The sequence below is a fragment of the Pseudomonas paraeruginosa PA7 genome (assembly GCF_000017205.1).
GTDB classification, from domain to species: domain Bacteria; phylum Pseudomonadota; class Gammaproteobacteria; order Pseudomonadales; family Pseudomonadaceae; genus Pseudomonas; species Pseudomonas paraeruginosa.
In genome coordinates this window covers 3,107,603-3,129,131 of record NC_009656.1, presented here as the reverse complement: position 1 = coordinate 3,129,131, position 21,529 = coordinate 3,107,603, and the positions used below count along the sequence as shown (strand labels likewise).

Here is a 21,529-nt window from a genome sequence, read left to right as displayed (position 1 = left end):
ATGTACAACGCCCGTCCCGCCTCGGCCTTCGGCGTCCTGCCGATGGCCCTCTGCGCCGCGGCCTCGCTCGCCTCCGCCGCGCCGCCCGACAGCTCGCCCGGCGAAGCCGAGCGCCTGTTCCAGGACAACTGCACCACCTGCCACGGCGCCGACCGCGGCGGCTTCATCGCTCCGGCACTGCACAGCGCCGCGCTGAACTCCAGCGAGACGGCGCTACGCTCGATGATCATGTTCGGCATTCCCGACACCCTCATGCCGCCCTGGCTGGGCGTGCTCGAGGACGAGCAGATCCGCGCCCTGGCGCACTTCATCAAGACCACCCCGCGCGGCAAGCCCGAATGGACCCTGGAGGACATCCGCAACTCGGTCGAGGTCCTCGCGGACGAGTCCACGCTTCCCGACAAGCCGGTGTACGACGGCGACGTGCGCGACCTGATGGCGGTCATGGTCCGCGGCCGGCACGGCAAGGCGCCGGCCGCACGGGTGGTCTTCTACGACGGCAAGAGCAACCGGCAGGTGGGCGAGATCGCCACCGAATATGCGCCGCACATCCTCGACTACGATCCGGTCAACCCGCGCTGGGGCTACCTGAAGACCGACACCTCGGAGGTCTACAAGATCGATCTCTACTCGCTGAAGGCGGTACGCAAGGTAAAGGCCGGCCTGAGCGGGCCGTCGATCGCGGTATCGGCGGACGGCCGCTACCTGCTGTCCGGCTCCTTCGCCCCGGGAATCGTCACCCTGCTGGACGCACGCACCCTGGAGCCGCTCAGCCGTGTCGAGCTGCGCGGCACCGACTACGACGGCAAGCCCGTGGAGTCGGCTTCCAGCATGGTCATCGCCAGCCCGCTGGACAACACCTTCGCCATCGCCGTCCGGCAGACCGGCCAGGTCTGGATACTCGACCCCCGGCAGCCGCAGGCGCCCATCGTCAGCCGCATCGAAAAGGTCGGGCGCTTCGTCCACGACGCCTTCCTCGCCCCGGATCGCCGCCACATGTTCCTCGCCGATTACGTCGGCAACGCCTTCGCGGTGGTCGACCTGCAGCAACGCAGGCTGGTCAAGACCCTCGAGGGCGGTTGCCAGCCCCACGTCGGCTCCGGCGCGGTCACGCCGATCGGCGGGCGGATGCTGGCATTCGGCACCAATATCGGCACCTGCGACAAGAAGAGCGTCGTGACGGTCTGGGATGCGAAGACCTTCGAAATGGTCAAGCAGATCCCGGTTTCAGGCGCCACCGAGTCGCCGGCGGCGCATCCGGACGCACCCTACGTGGCCGTCGATATCGTCGACAAGGACCGCCGCGCGCGGCATGTCGAACTGATCGACAAGAACACCCTGAGCGTGGTCAGGACCCTGGAGGCCGACGGGCACCTGTACTTCCCCGAGTACACCCGCGACGGCAAATACCTCTATGTCAGCGGCGGCTATACCGGCGACCGCCTGCACATCTACGACAGCCACAGCCTCGAAGAAGTGGCCAGCTATCCGCTGGAGACGCCGGCCGGGATCTTCTCCCGTGCCCGCACCGAGTGGGGCACCGTGGGCCTGCCGCTGGCCCTGGAAGGGAGCGTGAAGCCATGAGCGGAAAAGCCCTTCACCGGTGCGCCGTGCTGCTGACGTTCCTGGCCACGCTCGGAGCGTCCGCCCATGGCGCCGACGAGATGCGCGACCTGCTGCCGATCTGCTCCAGTTGCCACGGCGCCGACGGCCATGGCGTCGCGCCGAACTTCCCGAAGCTGGCCGGCCAGCACGAGGCGTACCTGCGCAAGCAGATGCAGGACTTCCGCAGCGGGGCGCGCAAGGACCCGGCGATGTCACCCATCGCCGCCGGCCTCTCCGATACGCAGATAGAGGCCGCGGCGCGCTACTTCGCCGGCCAGGAGCCCTGATCCGCCCTCCCCTGGTCGCTGCCGCCGCCGCTCGCGCCTTTTGCCCGGCAGCCCAGGGTCGCCGAGGGCGGACAGGTCCCGGGGTGGCCAGGGCTACCCCGGGCTTGGGTCCGGAGCGCCGGCCGAGGTCGAAACGTTCCCAGCCATCGATCCGCCAGCTGGCGGACGCCACGCGCCCAGTGCCCTACTCGTCGCTGAAGTTCACCGCCCGCAGCGGCGCGGTGTTGACCTTCAGCTGGAACACGTCCGGCCGCGAATAATGCCCGCATGGGTCGAAATCCAGATTGCCCTTTTCCAGTTGGCTGAGGTCGAGGTCGGCGTAGAGTTCGGTCTCGCTTTCGTAGACCGGCCCGGCGAGGACTTCGCCCAGCGGGCTGACGATCATGCTGCCGCCGCGCATCACGAACCCTTCCTCCGGGCAATCCAGGCCGAACGCGGCGCGGTGCTCCGGCGGATACTCGGACAGGCGGATCGCCTGGCACGCCGACAGTACGAAGACACGTCCCTCCAGGGCGACATGCACCATCGAGCTGGCCCAGGAGTCGCGGTCGTCGGCTGTCGGCGCGCAATACAGCTGCACGCCCTGGGCGTACATGGCCTGGCGCAGCGCAGGCATGTAGTTCTCCCAGCAGATCACGCTGCCCAGCACGCCGATGTCGCTGGGTACCGCGGCGATGGTCGAGCCGTCGCCGAAGCCCCAGACCAGCCGTTCCTGGCCGGTGGGCATCAGCTTGCGGTGGTAGCCGGCGATGCCGCGCCCGGGAACCAGGGTCACCGCCGTGCAATACAGGGTGCGGCCGAAGCGCTCGATGACGCCGACCACCACCGTCACCCCGGTCTGCTCGACGCCCTCCGCCAGTGCCGCCAGTTCCGGCCCCTCCAGGGTCACCGCGCCACGCACGTAGCGCTCGTAGAGTTCGCGACCTGCGCCACTGCGGTTGCCGACCACGCTGCCGAAACTCACGCCTTTCGGGTAGCCGCCGATGAACGCTTCGGGAAACACGGCGAGCCGGGCACCCTGCCGCGCCACCCGGCGCAGGATGACGCAGGCCTTCTCGACGCTGGCCATGGGTTCGTAGGGCACGGATGCGGCCTGGATGATCGCTACACGGGTCATTCTGTACTCCTAGTACTGGGTGATGTCGTTGTCACGGGTTTCCGGCAGGGTCTTCCACAGCACCAGCAAGCAGGCCAGGGAAACCAGCGCCAGGTAGGCCGCCGGCAGGTTGGCGTCGCCGGTCTGGCGGATCAGCGCGGCGGCGATGAACGGCCCGGGGCCGGCGAGCAGCGCGAGCGCCACGTTATGGCCCAGCGCGGCGCCGCTGGAACGGATCGAGGCCGGGAACACTTCCACCAGCAGCACCACGTCCATCACCGCGGTAACCGCCACCAGCAGGCCGAGGATGACCAGTCCGAGCAGGATCGCCGGCGGCTGGCCGCTGTTGAGCAACAGGAAGACCGGATAGGCCAGCAGGGTCAGCGCGGCGGCGGCCGCGAGCAGCAGGCGGCGGCGGCCGAAGCGGTCGCTGAAGCGACCGACCAGCGGGTTGGCGATGCAGTACGCCACCAGCGCCAGGCTGCACAGCCAGAGTGCGCTGCTGCGCGGCAGGCCGACAGTCGCGACCAGGTGGTTGTTGGCGTAGGTGATGAAGTAGTAGAGCGACACGCCGAACAGCGCGGAGAACGCGAAGCTGGTGACGAACGCCCGCCGGCGCACCGCGCGGCTCGGCTCCCGGACCCGCTGCTCGCGGCGCTGCCGTTGCAGCGCTTCGTAGACCGGCGTGTCGCCGAGCCGGCGGCGGATGAACACGGCGATGCCGGTCATGACGATGGAGGCCACGAACGGCAGGCGCCACCCCCAGGCATGCAGTTGCTCCTCGCTGAGCCCGCTGGAGATGGCCGCCGCGGTGAAGGTGCCGAACAGGAACGCCAGGCCGGCCGTACCGGTGATCACGCTGGCCGCCGTGGCGCGGCGGTCGGCCGGCGCGCTTTCGACGATGTAGATGCCGGCGCTGGACCATTCGCCGCCGACCATCATGCCCTGGATGAAACGCATGACGATCAGCAGGATCGGCGCGGCGATACCGATCGCCGCGTAGGACGGCAGCAGGCCGATGATCGTGGTGCACAAGCCCATGCCGAACACCGTGACGATCAGCACCGCGCGACGGCCCAGGCGGTCGCCGATGGGGCCGAGGAGCAGCGCGCCGAACGGGCGCGAGAGAAAGCCCACGGCGAAGACCGCCAGCGAGGAGAGCAGCGAGATCCCCGGCGCGGCGGAAGGAAAGAACAGCGTGCCGATGATCGCGGCGAAATAGCCGTAGATGGCGAAGTCGAACCATTCCATGAAGTTGCCGATGCCCACCGCGATCGCCCGCGTGCGCAGGTCCGACCGCCCTCCCCGGGCCTGGATGTCGCTCGCGGCGACGCGTTGCTGAATGATGTCCACAGGATTCTCCGGCGCTTGTTATGTTGTTGTGGGCGCCAGACTAGGAATCACCTCGGCCACAGGGCAAACGATTAGCAAATATGAGCCGGATTAACGTACGTAATATCGCGCGGATAGACCTCAATCTTCTGCTCACCTTCCATTGCCTGATGAGCGAACGCAGCGCCACCCGCGCGGCGGTCGTCCTGCACGTGACCCAGGGCGCCGTAAGCGCGGCGTTGCGCCGGTTGCGCGAGCATTTCGGCGACGAGCTGTTCATCCGCAGCGCCTCGGGCATGCAACCGACGCGCAAGGCCATGGAGCTGGCGCCGCGGATCGCCGAGGCCCTGACCTCGATCTCCGGGGTGCTCGCCGCGGAACCGGAATTCTCGCCGCACGACTCTAGCTACGTGTTCAACATCGCGCTCTCGGACGACATCGAGTCCTACCTGGCGCCCTGCATCGTCAATGCCGCGGCGGCCGAGGGGCTCGGCGTGAGCTTCGCCTTCCACCAGAGCAACAGCTCGCTGTGGAAACAGTCCCTGCTGGACCCGGACATGGACCTGGTGATCTGCAGCGAACCCAAGGATTTCAACACCAGCTATTCGTCCCAGGTGCTGTTCTCCTCGTCCTACTCCTGCCTGTTCCGCCCGCGCGGGAGCATGGCCGGCGCGGCGATCGGCCTGGACGACTATTTCGCGGCGAACCATGTGCGCATCTCCTATGACGGCCGTCGCGGCTTCATCGACGACCTGTTCGAGAGCGCCGGCTACGCCCGCCGGGTCACCGCCTCCTTCACCCATTTCGCCGGCGCCCTCTCGACCCTGATGAGTGGCGAGGTGATCGCCACCCTCCCCACCTTCGCCGCCGAGACCTACAGCCGCATGATGGATCTGCACTGCTGCCCGGTGCCTTTGCCGGTGCCGTCCTTCCGCTGCTTCATGGTCTGGGACGTGGCCAAGCACAACAAGACCCACCACGACTGGCTGCGGCGCTTCGTCGGCGAGATCGCGCAGCGTCTCGGCTAGCGGCTGCGGCATTTTCACGCAGATCCGGAGCGGCCGGCGCCTTGACAGGGATCGGCGGCATGGCCGATCCTGCGTACATTGTATTTAGTCGATACTATATTGCGCCCTCGAGAATCCTGCCATGACCCAGCCCGCCCTCCCCCTCGATGCCCTGCTCACCGGCCATGCACGCCCCTTCACCCGCCCCGGCTCGCGCAGCGGCATCGCCAAGTCGCCGCGCGATGGCGCCGTCGCGGTGACCGTCCTCGGCCTGGAAGGCGACGAGCAAGGCGACCTGCGCGTCCACGGCGGCGTCGAGAAAGCGATCCACCACTACCCGCGCGAGCACTACGCCGCCTGGATCGCCGAGTTGGGCGAGCATCCCCTGCTGCGCCAGGCGGGCGCCTTCGGCGAGAACTTCAGTACCACCGGCTGGAGCGAGGCCGACGTCTGCCTAGGCGATCGCGTCCGGGCCGGCAGCGCCTTGCTCGAGGTGTCCCAGGGACGCATGCCGTGCTGGAAGCTGAACGACCGCTTCGAGGTCGCCGGGATGTCCCTCAGGGTCCAGGAGACCGGTCGCACCGGCTGGTACTACCGGGTGCTGGAAGAAGGCGCGGTGGCCGCCGGCGATGTCCTGCGGCTGGTCGAACGGCGCCATCCCGAATGGTCGCTGCTGCGACTCTCGGAAGTGCTGTTCGACAAACGTGTCGCCACCGACCTGCTGCGCGAATGCCTGGCGCTGCCACTGACCCCGTCCTGGCGGCGCACCCTGGAGCGGCGCCTGGAAAAAGGCCAGGTCGAGGATTGGGGACCGCGCCTGGAAGGCTCTGCGAGGCAAGCGGACGATGCCACGGCACGCTAGGATTCCCCCGCGGTTTAACGCCCCCGGGTGGACGCGAAGTCGATTACGGCAGTGCGGAAAGCTGCTGCCCTTGAGCTGAGGCGAGGAAGGAGCCCGTTTAGGAAACATCTGATTAAAAGCACGTCTGCACGCTCTTAGAGTTTCGCCCCATCGACGACGACTCAGAGGGATCGAGAGATGTCCGGGCACCCCCGACGCGCGCTGGTGCTATGCGCCAATCCAGGTCGCCTGCTCAGGTACGGAGCATTGTTCAACCACCTTGGCTACTACCATCTGAGCCTCTGCCTGGATCGCCAGGAGCTGCGCGCCTCCCTGCAGTCGGGCTATCGCTACGACTATTGTGTGCATGACGATTTCCGGCTGAATGCCACCGACAAGGGAACGCTCAGGTTGCTCGCGCGCAGTGGCTGCGTCCGGCATTTCGTTCTGATAAGCGACATGGACTGCCGGGAACGGCGAATACTCCATGAATGGGCAACGCGACACTCGATCATCATCCGGGAGATATACGATCCTCCTCTGGACAGCAGCACGATGTCAGCCCTTGTCGGGCAGGAAACGACTTCCTGTGCGGCCTGCGAGGCTCCCGCGAGCAAAGACCCGACATATCGATCCGAGAGGCACCGATGAATATTGCTCGGCACTTCATGGTCATTCGCCCCATGTCAGCGAGTTCCCGCTCGCGATGACATTGAAGTGAGGAGATCCGGTCACGGTCGGCGATTTGTCCCGCAAGCCCCCACTTCCCTCCCCATAACGGCCAGCGCGAGCTGTGCCGGCCCCTCGCCCATTCCAGGCCGTCGTCCTTCCAGGCCCGGCAAGAACTTCCGGCCATTCACGCCACATCGCCTCGTATCGCGCCACGGCAGGCCCTGCCTGGGTCAGGAATCCAATCCGATTAAGAATCGTCTTAGATACCGGGAAAAGCGCATGCCACATCATTGCTCCGAGGACACAACTCAACAAGGAGCTCAATGAAATGAAACTTCAAGCATCTGCCCTGGCTATCGCTACGCTGCTCGCGGTGCCGGCCATCGCATCGGCGGCCAATACCATCACCTTCAATGGCGAAGTGACCGACCAGACCTGCTCGGCCATCGTCGATGGCAACACCGACCCCACCGTGATGCTCAACAGCGTGCCGGTCAGCGCCCTGAACGGTACGGTCGGCAAGACAGCCGGCGAAACCAGCTTCACCCTGCAACTGACCGGCTGCGCCGCGCCGGGCACCGGTGAAGAGGAACACTTCTCGGCGCTGTTCCAGGCCACCAACGCGACCACCGCCGGCAACCTGACCAATACCGCCAGCGGCGGCGCCACCGGCGTGGCCCTGCAACTGCTCACGGCGCCGGGCGGTACCGCGGTCAACCTGGCTGGCGGCGCGGCCGTGGCCGCCGGCGACATCGTGCTCGCCGAAGGCCAGACCAGCACCAGCTACGACTACGCCGTCCAGTACGTTTCCGAGGCGGCTACCGTCACCCCCGGGCCGGTGCTCGGCTCGCTCACCTACACCCTGCGCTACGAGTGATACCGGAGGCGCCGTCCCAGCGGCGCCTCCCGCATTCCGCCATGGTTTCCCGGGCTCGCTGTCCGGCTGCCGCCACGGCCACAAGGTGAACAGGATGAAGAGTTTTCCACTACGCCCGCTTCAGGCGGCGACGCTCGCGCTCGCCCTGGCGCTGGCCACCCTTCCGGTCCAGGGCAGCGTGGTGATCACCGGCACCCGCGTGATCTATCCCGGCGACGCCCGGGAAAAGACCGTACAGATGACCAACCAGGACCCGTTTCCCAATGTGATCCAGGCGTGGATCGACATCGACGACCCCGCCTCGTCTCCGGAGAGCGCCGACGCTCCCTTCCTGGTCAATCCGGCGGTGGCGCGGATGGCGCCCGGCAGCGGCCAGACCCTGCGCATCGTCCATACCGGGCCGGCCCTGCCCCAGGATCGCGAATCGCTGTTCCACCTGAACGTCCTGCAGATCCCGCCACGCAATGCCGCCAAGGCGAACCGAAACCAGATGCTGCTGTTGCAGCGCAACCGCCTGAAGCTGTTCTACCGCCCCGCCCCGCTGGCCGGCGGTTCGGATTCGCTGGCCGAGAAATTGCGTTTCAGCCTGCGCCAGGAGCACGGCGCCTGGCGTGTGCGGGTAGAGAACCCCAGCGGCTATCATGCCTCCTTCGCGGCGGCGACGCTCAGCGTTGGCGAGCGCCAGTGGAAACTTCGCTCGAGCATGGTCCCGCCCATGGGCCAGGCGGAATGGGTCGCGGAACACCCCTCGGCGCTCCCGCCGGGTGCGGTCCGGCTGAGTGCCCTGCTGATCAACGACTACGGCGCCCGGCTGGATGTTCGCCATGTTCTGCCGCGTTGACTTCCGCCGCGCCCACATGGCGCCGCTGGCACTGGGCAGCCTGGCGCTGGCCGTCACCGGCCTGGCCGGTGCGGAGCAATATCGCTTCGACGACAACCTGCTGCTGGGCTCGGGCCTGGCCGGCGGCAGCCTGGAGCGCTTCAACCGCGCCAACCAGGTGGACCCCGGCAGCTACCACGTCGACATCTACCTCAACGGCAGCTACGCCAGCCGCGCCAGGGTCGAATTCCGCAGCCGCAACGATGGCGTCGAGCCCTGCTTCAGCGAGCGCTTCCTGCGCCAGACGCTCGGCGCCCACGCGGTCCCCAATACCGACGGGAACGATAGGCAAGCCTGCCAGGGCCTGCTGGAACGCCTGCCCGGCTCGACCTTCACCCTCGACACCGCCCGCCTGCGCCTGGACCTCTCGGTCCCCCAGGCCCTGCTGGACCTCAAGCCGCGCGGCTACGTAAGCCCCGACGAGTGGGACGCCGGCAGCACCATGGGCTTCGTCAACTACGACGCCAGCCTGTACCGCTCCAGCTTCGACGGAGCGGGCAATGGCCACTCGGACTACGGCTACCTGGGGTTGAGCGGCGGGATCAATCTCGGCCTCTGGCGCCTGCGCCACCAGTCCAACTACACCTATTCCAGCTATGCCGGCAATACCCGCAGCGACTGGAACAGCATCCGTACCTACGTACAGCGCGCGGTGCCCGGCCTGCGCAGCGAGCTGACCCTGGGCGAAAGCTATACCGAAGGCAACCTGTTCGGCAGCCTGGGCTACCGTGGCGTGCGCCTGGCCAGCGACGACCGCATGCTGCCGGAGTCGCAGCGCCGCTACGCGCCGCAGGTGCGCGGCACGGCCAACAGCAATGCGCGGGTGGTCATCAGCCAGAACGGCAAGAAGATCCACGAGGCCGTCGTCGCCCCCGGCCCGTTCGTCATCGACGACCTCTACGGCACCGCCTACGACGGCGACCTGGATGTCCAGGTGATCGAGGCCGACGGCAGCGTATCGCGCTTTTCCGTGCCCTTTTCCGCGGTTCCCGAGTCCATGCGCCCCGGTATCTCGCGCTATGCCGCCACCCTCGGCCAGGCGCGCCAGTATGGCGACGGCAACGACCTGTTCGGCGACTTCACCTACCAGCGCGGCCTGACCAACGCCCTGACCGCCAACCTTGGCGCGCGCATGGCCGAGGACTACCTGGCGCTGCTCGGCGGCGGCGTGTTCGCCACGCGCTACGGCGCCTTCGGCCTGAACACCACCTTTTCCAGCGCCACGGTGGAAAACGGCCAGCGCAAGCAGGGCTGGCGTGTCGGCCTGAACTACAGCCGCACCTTCCAGCCGACCCAGACCACCCTCACCCTCGCCGGCTACCGGTACTCCACCGAGGGCTATCGCGACCTGGGCGACGCGCTGTCGGCACGCCACGCGGACCAGCGCCACGACACCTGGAACTCCAGCAGCTACAAGCAGCGCAACCAGTTCACCGTGCTGGTCAACCAGGGCCTGGGCGAATACGGCAACCTCTACCTGTCCGGCGCCACCAGCGACTACTACGACGGCAAGAGCCGCGACACCCAGTTGCAGTTCGGCTACAGCAACACCTGGCGCCGGCTCAGCTACAACCTGGCCTACTCGCGCCAGCAGACCACCTGGTACCGCGACCTGGACAACGACTACGACCCGTCGCTGCCGCCGCAGTACAACCTGCGCCGCGGCAGCGAGCGCAACGATACCCTGACCCTGACGCTGTCCCTGCCGCTGGGTTCCTCCAGCCGCGCGCCGAACCTCAGCGCGATGGCCTCGCGGCGCTCGGGCGACAGCCGTGGCAGCAGTTACCAGACCGGTCTCAACGGTACTCTCGGGGAGGACCGCAGCCTGAGCTATGCCATCAACGCCGGACGCGACAGCCAGGCCCGCGGCACCGATTTCAACGGCAGCCTGCAGAAACAGACCGCCGTGGCCACGGTCAACGCCGGCTACGCCGAGAGCGCCAGCTACCGGCAGTTGAATGCCGGTTTGCGCGGCGCCGCCGTGCTGCATCGCGGCGGCCTGACCCTGGGGCCCTATGTCGGCGACACCTTCGCCCTGATCGAGGCCAAGGGCGCCAGCGGCGCGGGCGTTCGCGGCGGCCAGGGCGCGCGGGTGGACGGCAACGGCTATGCCGTGGTGCCCTCGCTCTCGCCCTACCGCTACAACCCGGTCAGCCTCGACCCCCAGGGCATGGGCGAAACGGCCGAACTGGTGGAGACCGAACGCAAGATAGCGCCCTACGCCGGCGCCGCCGTTCACGTGAGGTTCAAGACGCTGACCGGCCACCCGCTGCTGATCCAGGCGCAGCTTCCCGACGGCGGCGCGCTGCCCCTGGGCGCCGACGTACTCGACAGGCGCGGCGTGACCATCGGCATGGTCGGCCAGGGCGGCCAGGTCTATGCCCGCGCCGAAGGCGACCAGGGCCGCCTGCGCGTGCAATGGGGCGAGCGCCCGGAAGACGCCTGCCTGCTGGACTACGACCTTGACGCCAGCCCTCGCGAGGCCGGCGCATCCGACCAGGCGGTGATCCGCCTGGATGGCATCTGCACGCCCGAACCGGAGGCACCATGAAGACAGCCTTGCATCTCCTGGCACTGCTCGCGCCCTTGCTCGCCGCCCCGGCCTGGGCGACCTGCTACAAGGTCACGGCCGTGGGCAGCGCCACCACCACCGTCACGACACAGATCCGTCCCGGCGAAGGTACGGCCGGCACCTGGGCCGGTGCCTGCGACACCTGCAACGGCTCCCTCGGCCTGCCGAGCGTGATCAACGTCAGCGATGCCAGTTTCCAGCCCGACGGCACGCTGATCGCCAGCTCGGTGGCGCCGCTGACTCAGTACGGCGACAGCGCCGGCTACGACCCCGAACGCGTGTTCTTCCGCTGCGCGCCGGAGGACCAGGTGTACGAGATGTTCTCGACCAACGCCGACAACCTCTACAGCGGCTGGTACCAGGGCGGCGACAGCGTGGGTACTTCCATTGGCCTGCAGTCCGCCTACCGTACCGCCTGGCGCAATGTGCTGCTGCGCCTGACCCATGTCGAAACCGGCCTGTACTTCACCGATGTCTGGCGCGAGCGCCTGCTCACCGGGCTGGACATCGACTCGCGCGGTTACCAGTTGGTCAAGGCGAAGAATCTCAGCGCCATACGCGCCGAGCTGTTCCGGGCGCCGCTGGAAACCACAGGCTATTACTCGCAGAACATCGCCTCGCAGTTGTATGGGTACACCCAGCCCAATGGTTACATCGCCATCAAGGGGCCGGGCCTGCTCTATCCCCGGGTGGGCGAGACCCACTATGGCAACTACTCCGGCTGGCACGGCAACTGGCCAGGTGCCATCGGCCTGTACAACGACGTGACGCTCAAGCGCTATCCCACCTGCGCCGTTACCAATGTCACCCCGCATGTCGTGTTCCCCTCGATCTCGCTCGGTGAGATCAAGGCCGGCGCCAGTCGCGAGATGCCCTTCGAAGTGGCCTTCAAATGTGAAACCGGGGTGCTCAACAGCACTGCCGCCAACGGCACGGCGCTAGGAATCAAGGCGTCTCCCGGCGCCCTGGCGGCGGCCGCTTCGCTGGGCCTGGTGAATGCCAGCGGCGGCCTCTCCTACCTGCTGTCCGACCGCTATGGCCAGCCCGGCATGGCCCAGGGCGTAGGCATCCGTCTGCTGCGCGACGGCAGCGCGATGAACCTGCTGGCGAACGAGGATTCAGCCATGGGCAGCAACGCCGAGGCGCGTGGTTGGTATCCGGTGATCGGCGGCGCTTCGAACCTGGCCGGCGAAGTGGGCGGCATCAGCCAGTACAGCGAGACCTTCCGCGCGCGCCTGGAGAAACTTGCCCTGGGCAGCATGCCCGGTGTCACCCCGGGACGCGTCGAGGCCACCGCCCAGGTGGTGATCCGTGTCCAGTGAGCGCGGACTGCGCGGCGCACTGTTCGGCCTGGCGCTGCTGCTCGGGCTGGATGCCCAAGCCGGAGTCACCGCCGAGCGCACCCGCGTGGTGATCGCCGAAGGCCAGCGCGAAGCCTCGCTGCTGCTGGTCAACCAGAATGCCTACCCGGTCATCGTGCAGGCCTGGATCGACGATGGCGACCTGGATTCGACGCCGCAGACCGCCCGCGCGCCGTTCATGCCGCTGCCGCCGGTGTTCCGCCTGGATCCCGGAAAGCAGCGCAGCCTGCGCCTGCTGCGCACCGGCCAGGCCTTGCCGGGGGACCGCGAAGCGCTGTACTGGCTGAACATCTACGAGATCCCGCCGCGCCCCGGGGAACCGCCGGCCGAAGGACAGTCCCGGCTGACCGTCACCCTGCGCACCCAGATGAAGGTCATCCACCGTCCCCGTGCCCTTGCCAGGGCGGCCGAGGAGGCTCCGCGCCAGCTCCGCTTCCAGCGCCAGGGAAAAGCGCTGCTGGTGGAAAACCCCACCGCCTACTTCGTCAGCCTCGCCGGCGCCGAACAGGAGGACGGTGCCCCGCTGCTCTCCGCCCTGCTGCTGGCGCCCTTCTCCCGGCAGATGCAGGCTCCCGGCCAGACGCTGCCGAGCGGGAAGCAGGCGATCCGCTTCCACTGGCTGGACGACGGCGGCAACCTCCGGCAGGGACGGACCGCCCTGCGCTGAAACGGGGTTCCCAGCCGAACGCGGCAGGATGCCGCCGCGCGCTGGCGAGCCCGGCCCGGTCTTCCGCGCCTTGCCCGCGAGGGAACGCCAACCCGTCAATGGAACAGGTTGGCCCTTACGCAGAAGGTCATCAGCGCCTGGTCGCTGTTCACTTCCAGCTTGCGCATGGCCGAGATCTTCTGCGTGCTCACGGTCTTGACGCTGCGCTTCAGCAGGCGCGCGATGTCGCAGACGTTGTTTCCGGACACGAAGTGACGCAGCACCTCGAATTCCTTCATCGACAGGCGGGCGAAGCGGTTTTCCACCTCGTCGCGACTGGTCAGTACGTTGGCCGGGTCGATCATGTGCGCGCCGCGGTAGATCCGGTTCTGCAGCACGACGTCGAGCGCCAGGAGCAATTCGTCGAGCTCACCGCTCTTCAGCACCACGCCGGCGACGCCATGGTCGTAGAGGCTGTCGAGGATCAGGCGATTACTGACCATGGTGAAGATCAGCACCCGGGTACGAGGAAAATTGCGCAACAGGTAGTCGATCAGCTTCAGCCCGTCGCCATAGCGCTCATCCCCCGGCATGCTGTAGTCGGTAATGGCGATGTGCGGATCGGCCTGCCGGTACAGCGATACCAGTTCGCTGGGGTTGGACGCCTCGCCCACCACCTCGAAGCGGGGATCGCGCTCGAGCATGTCGCATACGCCCATGCGCACGATCGGATGGTCATCGGCCAGTACTATCTTCAATTTACTCATAGGCTTCTCTTGCATTGACTTGAGCTGTTCCTCTCAGCGAAGGTCCGGCCGCATCAGCCGGTCCGTCTCACCTGTTCCAGCGCCCGCGCGAGATGGGCGAGCACTTCGGCGACCTCTCCGGCGGCGCAGTCGAGCGTTCCTTCCACCAGGCCCTCCTCCACCCGCTGGCACAGCGCGACCAGCGCCCGCGCACGGGTGACCGCCAGGGAGCCGGCCATGCGATGCAGCCCCTGCCGCAACCCTTCCGGGTCGCCCCGGCGGAGCGCCTCCCGGGCCGCGTCCAGATCCTTGCTCATGGTCGCCAGGAAAAGCCCACGCATGCGTTCAGGCACCCGCGGCGCCAGACCCTCGTCGCAGGCTTGGTCTGGCCTGGCGCTCGCTTGCGCGTCGGCGGCTGGCGACATGCCCCCAGCGCCGAACGCGCCGAGCTGTTCGTGCAGCGTATGCAGGGTGATCGGCTTCACCAGCCAGGCGTTCATGCCCACCGCCCGGCAGCGCTCGCCTTCTTCGCGCAGGGCGTTGGCGGTGACACCGATGATCGGCAGGGTTTCTCCGCGTTCGCGCAGGGCCTGGGTCAGTTCGTAGCCGGTCATGTTCGGCATGTTGACGTCGCTGAGCAGCAGGTCGAAGCGCTGGTGGTCGAACAGTTGCAGCGCCTGCCGCCCATCGCTGGCCAGACTCACGTGGCAGCCCAGTTCCTCGAGCTGCTCGCGAAGCAGCGCCTGGTTGACCGGGTTGTCCTCGGCGACCAGTACCCGCAGTTCGAGCTTCCGCGAGCGCAGCGCGGGGTCTGGCGCCACCGCCTGCGGTATCTCCTTCCCCAGGGCCAGGGCCACGGCCCGGCCGATGCCCGCCAGATCGTGCAGGCTGACATGCCAGCCGTCTTCACGGAGTTCCGGCTGGCTCGGCGCCGCCGGCGAGGCGCAGACCCGCGGCCCGGACCAGCATACGGTCGCGTTCGGCGCCGGCAGCAGATCCAGCAGCACCGTCTGGCCGGGCTCCGCGGGGCAGGACGCGCCGCCGGGCACGGTACAGCCCCAGCGTGCCAGCCAGCCGCTCAGGCTGTCGGCCAGTTCGCGCACCGGCGAACGCACCAGGACAGCTCCCTGCAGCCAGCGTTCCGGTTGGCGGGCCAGTCCCTCCGGTTCGGTCTCGGGCAGATCCAGCACCAGGCTGAAGCTGCTGCCCAGCCCCGCTTCGCTGACGACACGCAGCGTGCCACCCATCATCTCCGCGAGATGCCAGCAGATCGACAGGCCCAGCCCCGTGCCGCCGGCATGGGGCACCCCGGGCACCTGATAGAAAGCCTCGAACAAGCGTTTCTGCTGTTCGATCGCGATACCGATGCCGGTATCGGCAACCTGCCACTGCAAGGCGGCCCGACCCTCCTCCCGTGACAGCAATTTCAGGCGCAGGACCACACGACCGATATCGGTGAACTTCACTGCGTTGCTCACCAGGTTGGCGAGGACCTGGCGGATCCGCGCCACGTCGCCGATCAACTGCGCGGGTACGTCGGGGTCGATGCAGGCATAGAATTGCAACCCCTTGGCCATGGCGCTGGCGGAGAAGCTGCCAAGCACTTCCTGCGTGAGTTCCAGTGGATCGAAGACGACAGGCGCCAGGGCCATCTGCCCCGCCTCGATCTTCGAGACGTCCAGTACATCGCTGATCAGTTGCATGAGCGTCCCGGAGGCGCCCTGGATGGTCCGCAGATACGCGCGCTGCCTCTCGTTCAGCTCGGTGAGATCGAGCAGTTCGAGGGTGCCGAGGACACCGTACAGGGGGGTACGGATCTCATGGCTCATGCTGGCCAGGAACAACGTCTTGGCCTGGCTGGCAGCGTCAGCCGCCCGCTTGGCGCTGGCCAGCGCCGCCTCCGCCTCGCAATGCACGGTAATGTCGTTGAACACGCACAGCACCGCCTCCGTGCCGGCATAGCGGGTCGCGGCGAAAGCCGCCTGCAGGTAGCGCCCGCCGACCTGCACACAGATGCCTCCCGCCACCTGCCCCTGGGCGTCGAGCAGTTTCCAGCGGGACGTCAGGGCGAGGATCTCCGCGGCCCCGCCCAGCCACTGGCCGGCCAGCTGGTTGCAGGTCACCAGTTGCCGACCATCCTGGCTGAGTACCACCAGCGCCACCGGCGCGGTCTGGATCAGGGTCCGGCTGAACGTGTCGCTCTCGACGAGTTGCTGGTGCGCCCGATGCGCGGGATGGACGACGCTGCGCGCGTACCAGCGCAGGCCGAGCCAGCCGCCCAGGACGAGCGCCGGAACCAGCAGCAGGCCGGCCAGCAGCCATTGGGCATGGCGAAAGAAACTGGCGTAACCGATGCGGTAGACCGCGAGCCAGCCGCCTGCGGGTTGGCTGCGCAGTTGAATCGCCACCCCGTGGCGGGTGAAGTTCAGGCCGTCGCCAAGCCCTTCGGCCGGTGTCTCGCCCACCAGCAGATCGCCCTCCGGCGAAACCAGGCTGTACGAGTCGAACACCGGACGCTCCATCAATTGCTCGAAATCGTTGATCCTCCGCAGGTCGAGCAGACTCGCGGCAACGATCAGGTGGTTCGGCTCATCCCGCCACCACAGGGCTTCCGGCAGATCGACCCTGACGATTCCCAGGAGCTCGGGCGCCTGCCCCCGATAGCGGTCCGCGCGCACCCAATGCACAGGGTGGTCGGCGGCGCCCGGTGGCGTTTCGCGCAGGCGCGCCAGCATGCGGTCGACCATCATCGGCTGGTTCTCGCGCAGCCTCTCGCGTTCCGCCATGGCGTGGATCGCCGGCACGGCCAGGCGGGTACTTCCGGAAAGATCGTAGATCAGCAGTTGCGGCGCGGGGTATGCCGAAAGGCTCCAGAAGCCGCCGTAGAAGTTGGCGAGCAGGACGCCCAGGGAGAACGGCCCCCACGACGCATTCCTGTCGACCCCGTGGCGAGTAGCCAGGAGGAACGGCATGGCAAAGGAAAATTCCCGCCCCTCATAGACCTCGACACCTTCTTCCCTGGCCAGGAGCCGGCGTTGCAGGGGCACCACGTCATGGTCGTGCTTCTGCGTGGCCTTGTCGCTTTTGCGTGCGATGCGCACGAGGAAGGCCTCGTGTTCCCGTATGTCGCCGATCAGCCGGGTGAAGTGGAAGGAAACCTTGTCCTCTTCTTCCTGGAGCAGTCGCCCCAACGACCAGTAGCAGATGCTGAACAGCAATACGGTCAATACCGCCACGCAGAGCAGCCCGATGTTCAGGCTCCGCGAGACGCTCGCCCACTTGAGCAGCAGCTTGTTGTCATGTTCCAGGATACGGACGGACTTCACGGGATGCAGTTTCCTCCAGCGACGCTGGCGCGCTGACTGTTGCTGGCTGCGATCGACTCCGCGATGGTCGGGTGGCCGGCGTCAGGCAAGGGGGCTGGGTCCGTCCTCCCGCAGTTGCTGCTCGAACACGTGCGCCGGCACCGCCTCCGAGATGAGGAAACCCTGCGCCCGGTCGCAGCCAAGGCGACGAAGAAGATTCAACTCCTCGCAGGTCTCCACCCCCTCGGCCACCACGTCGAGATTCAGACGATGGCCGAGCTCGATGCAGCTGGTGACGGCTGCATTGAGGCCGTTGTCTTCCACGCATCCATGTATGAGGGAGCGATCGATCTTCAGCTCCGTGAAAGGGGTCGTGACCAGGTTGAAGAAAGAGCTGTAGCCCTGACCGAAGTCGTCCTGGGCCAACCCGAACCCCTTCATGCGCAAACGGCAGGCACCGGCATAGTAATTGCTCGACAGGGTGGCGACACTGCTCTCGGTCAACTCGAAACACAGCGAGCCGGCGCTGGCGCCGCGACTGCCGACGAACTCGCAGAGCCGGTCCGGAAGGTCCTGGCTGTCGAGCAGGTGCGGCGGCAGGTTCACCGAGACGGGAATCTCGTAGCCCGCCCTGCGCCACGAGGCCTGGGCCTGCAGCGTCTGTTCGAGTACGCGCCAGAGCAGTGCCTCGTGCAACCCCGAGGCATCGATATCGCTCATGAAGCATCCTGGCAGCAGCAGCCCCCGCTGCGGGTGGTTCCAGCGTATCAATGCCTCCGCCCCGACCATGCGTCCGGTGTGGAGGGACTTCTTGGCCTGGAACCAGGTCACCAGTTGCTCGTTGTGCAGGGCGTCCAGCAGCGCCGTCCGACCATGGGGCAGGTCATCGGCCTCAGGCTCCAGGTCCTGCCTCAGGCATTTCTCCAGCTGTTCAAGAAGCTGGCCGATGGCCTTGGGCAAGGTCGGCTTGGGCAGCAGGTCGATCACCGAAAGCCCGAGGCTCTGGGCGACCCGGCTGGCGCTGAGCAGCATGCGCTGGGACGAGGAACTCATCAGCGCCAGTTTGGGACGATGCTTGAGATACGGCAGTTGCTGGATCATCTGGATGCCATCCATGCCCGGCATCATCAGGTCGCTGAGGACCAGGTCGAACCTCTCCCGCTTCAGGCAAAGCAATGCTTCGGCACCATCTCCGGCCCCCATCGGGCACTGCACGCCCCGTTCGCGAAGCAGGTTGAGCAGGTACTCGCGCTGGAACGGCTGGTCCTCGACGACCAGCACCCGATAGGATTTCAAGTTCATCGATCCACCTTGAGGATATCGATCAGGCAGTTCTGGAGCGAATCCAGATCCACCGGTTTGACCAGGCAGTCGCTCATGCCGGCGGCGAGGCAACGCTCGCGCTCCTCGCGCATGGCATTCGCGGTTGCGCCGACGATGGGCCGTCGGTAGCCGCGCCGGCGGAGCTCCGTCGCCAGTTGATAGCCGTTCATGTTCGGCATGTTGATATCGGTGAGCACCACGTCGAAGTCACCCGACAGGCATCGCTGCAGCGCCTGCCGGCCATCGAAAGCCAGTTCCACGACACAACCCAGCGCTTCCAGCTGATCGCGCAGGATCAACTGGTTGATCGCATTGTCTTCCGCCACCAGGATGCGTATCCCCAGGTTGCTCAGGGGCGCGATCTGTCCGTGGACAACCGCGCTCTCGCTGACGCAGCCCTGGGCAAGGCCCAGCGCGCGACGCAAGCCGCCAAGGCTGTTCAGGCCCACCAGCCAGTCACAGCCCTGGGCCTGGGGCTCTACGCTCCCCTCCGGGGAAAGCACCACCCTGCATCCCGGCCATCGCGCCTGCATCGCCGCCGTACCCGGCAGCAACACTTCGACCAGCACGCTGCTGGCGTCCACCTCGTCGAGGGTCGACGGCGTGGCGAGGCGGGCCCGGCCTCCCCAGCGGGCGATCCAGCCGCACAGGTTTTCCGCCAGGTCACGGGCTGGCGCCATCACCCGGATGTCCCGCCCGGCCAGTTCCTGCGGTTCCGCCTGTACCGCGATGCGCTCGAGTGGCAGCCTCAGGCTGAAACTGCTGCCCAGCCCCAGTTCGCTGACCAGCCTCAGGTTGCCATTCATCAGTTGCGCCAGGCGCTGGCTGATGGACAGGCCCAACCCCGTGCCGGCCAACAGCTGTTCGGAGCGACGCACCTGGTAGAACGGGTCGAACAGGCGGTGCTGGTCCTCGGCGGCGACCCCCGTCCCGGTATCGTTGACCTGCCAGGTCAGCATCACGCATTCGGCATCGACCACGCTGGCCTTCAGGCGCACGCTGATATGCCCGTTGTCGGTGAACTTCACCGCATTGCTCAGCAGATTGTTGAGTATCTGCCGGATGGAAGCCGCAGCCCCACGCATGCGCTCCGGCAGCTCCGGCGAAAGACAGGCATACAGTTGCAAGCCCTTGGCATGCGCAGCGGCGGCGAACGACTGCACGACCTCTTCGGTCAGCTCGACCGGGGCGAACTCCATGGACTCCAGGTCCAGTTGGCCGGCCTCGATCTTGGATACGTCGAGTACATCGCTGATCAGTTGCAACAAGGTCGCCGAAGAACGCTGGATCGCCTGCAGGTAGCCGGCCTGCTGGCGGCTCAGCTCGGTGCGCCCCAGCAGTTCCAGGGTACCGAGCACACCATAGAGCGGTGTACGGATTTCATGGCTCATGGTGGCGAGAAACAGCGTCTTGGCTTCGTTGGCCGCGTCCGCCAGCAGCTTGGCCCGGGCCAGTTCCGCCTCGATCTGCTTGCGTGCGCTGATGTCGCTGAAGGCGCAGAACAGTACGTCTTCACCCTTGTAGCGGGTGATGGTGTAACTGAGGTACAGGTGCAACCCGGCCTCGGTTTCCAGCTCCTCCCCGACAGGCTCGCCGCCTTCGGCGAAGGCCCGGGCAATCCAGCCCGGCGCCGCGCGGCGGACCACCTCGCCGCCGCCCAGCCATTGCCGCGCCTGCGGATTCTCCAGGACCACCGCGGCGTCGGCGCGGCGCAATACGCAAAGGGCCACGGGAGCAGCCTGGATGACCGCCCGGGAGAAAGCCTCGCTTTCCTTGAGCGCCTCGAGACGCTGCGCCGCCGGCTTCATCAGGCGCTCTTCGATACGCCTGCCCAGCCGACGGAGCAGCGTACCCACGCCGATGGCCAGCGAGAACGCCAGCAGTAGCGGCTGCCACAGCGCCAACAGCAGCCGTTCGATACCGATGCAATAGACCAGCACCCAGTTCGAGGAACCTATGTGCTTGAGCAGCGCCATGTGCTGCGGCATGGGCGCGGAACCGATGAAGCCGAAGCCGTCTCCCTGCGCGAGCGCGCGCAGCTCCTCCGCGCGCAGGCTTCCACCCTCCTCGGCGAAGGCTACCTGCCCGTGCCCGTCCAATAGCAGATAGCTGCCTGCGCCAGCCCTGCGCAGTATCGCGTCGAGTATCTCGCCATGGATCTCCAGACCCAGCCAGCCACCTCCATGCCCGCCGTCCAGGGCCTCGAAGAGGAACAGGCGCCGGCGCTCTCCGCCCTCGGCCAGCCAGTGGATGCGCGCCGCCGGCGCCGCCTGCGAGGCTCGGTACAGCGCCTCGGCCAGCGCGGCGGTAATCGGCGATTCGGAGCCAACCCCGGAGACCAGCCTATGGATCGCCGGTCCGTTTCCGGCATCGACGGCATACAGCAGCCCCAGGCGCTTGTCCCCGAGTTCGGCGAGCTCGCGGGCAGACAGCAGGAGCCCTTGTCCGCTGCCACCCAGCGGCAGTATGGACGGCGGGAGCGCCTGGCCATCGTTCGACGCTTCGCTGACCAGCGCCCTGCCTGCCGCCAGGGGCACGACACTGCCGCTCAGATGATCGAGCAGCGCTTCACGCTGGCCGAGATAGAGCTGCGCCTCGTACATCGCCGCGTTCATCGCGCGTCGAGCGAGCGACACCTGGTGGTTGAAAGCCATGTTCACGGTGAACGCCAGGCCACACAGCAGGCTCAGCATCAATGCGCCACCGAGCATGCGCAGCAGCTTGAGCGCGGCACTCGGAGTGGAAAACCCGCTATCCAAAGGCTGTAGGAAATTCTGCAACTTCATGCCGAAAGACTGACGGCATGAAGGTAACCCCTCAATCAGACGTTTCTTATTGTGAATTCGCGCACATTGACACCCGCGGATGCGCCTTGACCATGCAACCCGCTCCCACCCGCATGACTCGACCACAGGCGGCACCAGCCGACCCGGAAAGACAAGGTTCCGCACACCGCCCCGGGCCTGGCGTTTCGGCGAT

The 21,529-nt window shown here is 67.1% G+C and carries 16 protein-coding genes; 10 read left to right on the top strand and 6 right to left on the bottom strand.

All coding sequences use genetic code 11. The features are described from left to right. Together PSPA7_RS14420 and PSPA7_RS14415 are read left to right on the top strand one after the other, a co-directional pair. Positions 1-1,584, top strand: a complete 1,584-nt coding sequence (locus tag PSPA7_RS14420; RefSeq protein WP_012075796.1) for a nitrite reductase — start codon at positions 1-3, stop codon at positions 1,582-1,584. Beyond that, positions 1,581-1,892, top strand: coding sequence for a c-type cytochrome (locus tag PSPA7_RS14415; RefSeq protein WP_012075795.1), 312 nt, complete (start codon positions 1,581-1,583; stop codon positions 1,890-1,892). The genes PSPA7_RS14420 and PSPA7_RS14415 overlap by 4 nt, the downstream gene beginning before the upstream one ends. Positions 1,893-2,076: 184 nt before the next feature. On the opposite strand, the gene PSPA7_RS14410 is transcribed toward PSPA7_RS14415, so the two are convergent. Next, positions 2,077-3,009, bottom strand: a complete 933-nt coding sequence (locus PSPA7_RS14410; RefSeq protein WP_003152465.1) for a carbon-nitrogen hydrolase family protein — start codon at positions 3,007-3,009, stop codon at positions 2,077-2,079. A gap of 9 nt (positions 3,010-3,018) precedes the next feature. After that, on the bottom strand, positions 3,019-4,341 hold the full coding sequence (locus PSPA7_RS14405; protein WP_012075794.1) for an MFS transporter: 1,323 nt from the start codon (positions 4,339-4,341) through the stop codon (positions 3,019-3,021). Positions 4,342-4,421: 80 nt separating this feature from the next. Between PSPA7_RS14405 and PSPA7_RS14400 the strand changes: the two genes are divergently transcribed. The 8 genes from PSPA7_RS14400 to PSPA7_RS14370 all read left to right on the top strand — a co-directional run bounded on the left by PSPA7_RS14400 (position 4,422) and on the right by PSPA7_RS14370 (position 13,197). Next, complete coding sequence (locus tag PSPA7_RS14400) at positions 4,422-5,348, top strand: LysR family transcriptional regulator (protein ID WP_003157876.1); 927 nt, start codon at positions 4,422-4,424, stop codon at positions 5,346-5,348. Positions 5,349-5,469: 121 nt separating this feature from the next. Then, on the top strand, positions 5,470-6,189 hold the full coding sequence (locus PSPA7_RS14395; protein ID WP_003157877.1) for an MOSC domain-containing protein: 720 nt from the start codon (positions 5,470-5,472) through the stop codon (positions 6,187-6,189). A 246-nt stretch (positions 6,190-6,435) separates the two neighbouring features. Then, positions 6,436-6,819: a hypothetical protein gene (locus PSPA7_RS31105; RefSeq protein WP_069734892.1), complete on the top strand. Its 384-nt coding sequence runs from the start codon at positions 6,436-6,438 to the stop codon at positions 6,817-6,819. A gap of 349 nt (positions 6,820-7,168) precedes the next feature. Continuing rightward, entirely contained in the window at positions 7,169-7,717 is a 549-nt protein-coding gene (locus PSPA7_RS14390) for a fimbrial protein (RefSeq protein WP_003157878.1), read from the top strand. A gap of 94 nt (positions 7,718-7,811) precedes the next feature. After that, on the top strand, positions 7,812-8,558 hold the full coding sequence (locus PSPA7_RS14385; protein ID WP_012075793.1) for a fimbrial biogenesis chaperone: 747 nt from the start codon (positions 7,812-7,814) through the stop codon (positions 8,556-8,558). Continuing rightward, the gene (locus tag PSPA7_RS14380; RefSeq protein WP_012075792.1) at positions 8,542-11,148 is read left to right on the top strand and encodes a fimbria/pilus outer membrane usher protein; all 2,607 of its coding nucleotides are present in this window, start codon (positions 8,542-8,544) and stop codon (positions 11,146-11,148) included. The genes PSPA7_RS14385 and PSPA7_RS14380 overlap by 17 nt, the downstream gene beginning before the upstream one ends. Further along, the gene (locus PSPA7_RS14375) at positions 11,145-12,491 is read left to right on the top strand and encodes a fimbrial protein (RefSeq protein ID WP_012075791.1); all 1,347 of its coding nucleotides are present in this window, start codon (positions 11,145-11,147) and stop codon (positions 12,489-12,491) included. Before PSPA7_RS14380 ends, PSPA7_RS14375 begins: the two co-directional genes overlap by 4 nt. Further along, positions 12,481-13,197, top strand: a complete 717-nt coding sequence (locus PSPA7_RS14370; RefSeq protein WP_012075790.1) for a fimbrial biogenesis chaperone — start codon at positions 12,481-12,483, stop codon at positions 13,195-13,197. The genes PSPA7_RS14375 and PSPA7_RS14370 overlap by 11 nt, the downstream gene beginning before the upstream one ends. 95 nt (positions 13,198-13,292) lie before the next feature. On the opposite strand, the gene PSPA7_RS14365 is transcribed toward PSPA7_RS14370, so the two are convergent. The 4 genes from PSPA7_RS14365 to PSPA7_RS14350 form a co-directional block, all read right to left on the bottom strand. Next, complete coding sequence (locus PSPA7_RS14365; protein WP_033999836.1) at positions 13,293-13,943, bottom strand: response regulator; 651 nt, start codon at positions 13,941-13,943, stop codon at positions 13,293-13,295. Between the two features lie 53 nt (positions 13,944-13,996). Next, a complete protein-coding gene (locus PSPA7_RS14360) occupies positions 13,997-17,248 on the bottom strand; it encodes a hybrid sensor histidine kinase/response regulator (protein ID WP_012075788.1) in 3,252 nt (1,083 codons plus the stop codon). A gap of 81 nt (positions 17,249-17,329) precedes the next feature. After that, complete coding sequence (gene pvrR / locus PSPA7_RS14355; RefSeq protein ID WP_012075787.1) at positions 17,330-18,529, bottom strand: response regulator cyclic di-GMP phosphodiesterase PvrR; 1,200 nt, start codon at positions 18,527-18,529, stop codon at positions 17,330-17,332. Beyond that, positions 18,526-21,336, bottom strand: coding sequence for an ATP-binding protein (locus PSPA7_RS14350; protein ID WP_012075786.1), 2,811 nt, complete (start codon positions 21,334-21,336; stop codon positions 18,526-18,528). The genes pvrR and PSPA7_RS14350 overlap by 4 nt, the downstream gene beginning before the upstream one ends. Positions 21,337-21,529: the final 193 nt, after the last annotated feature.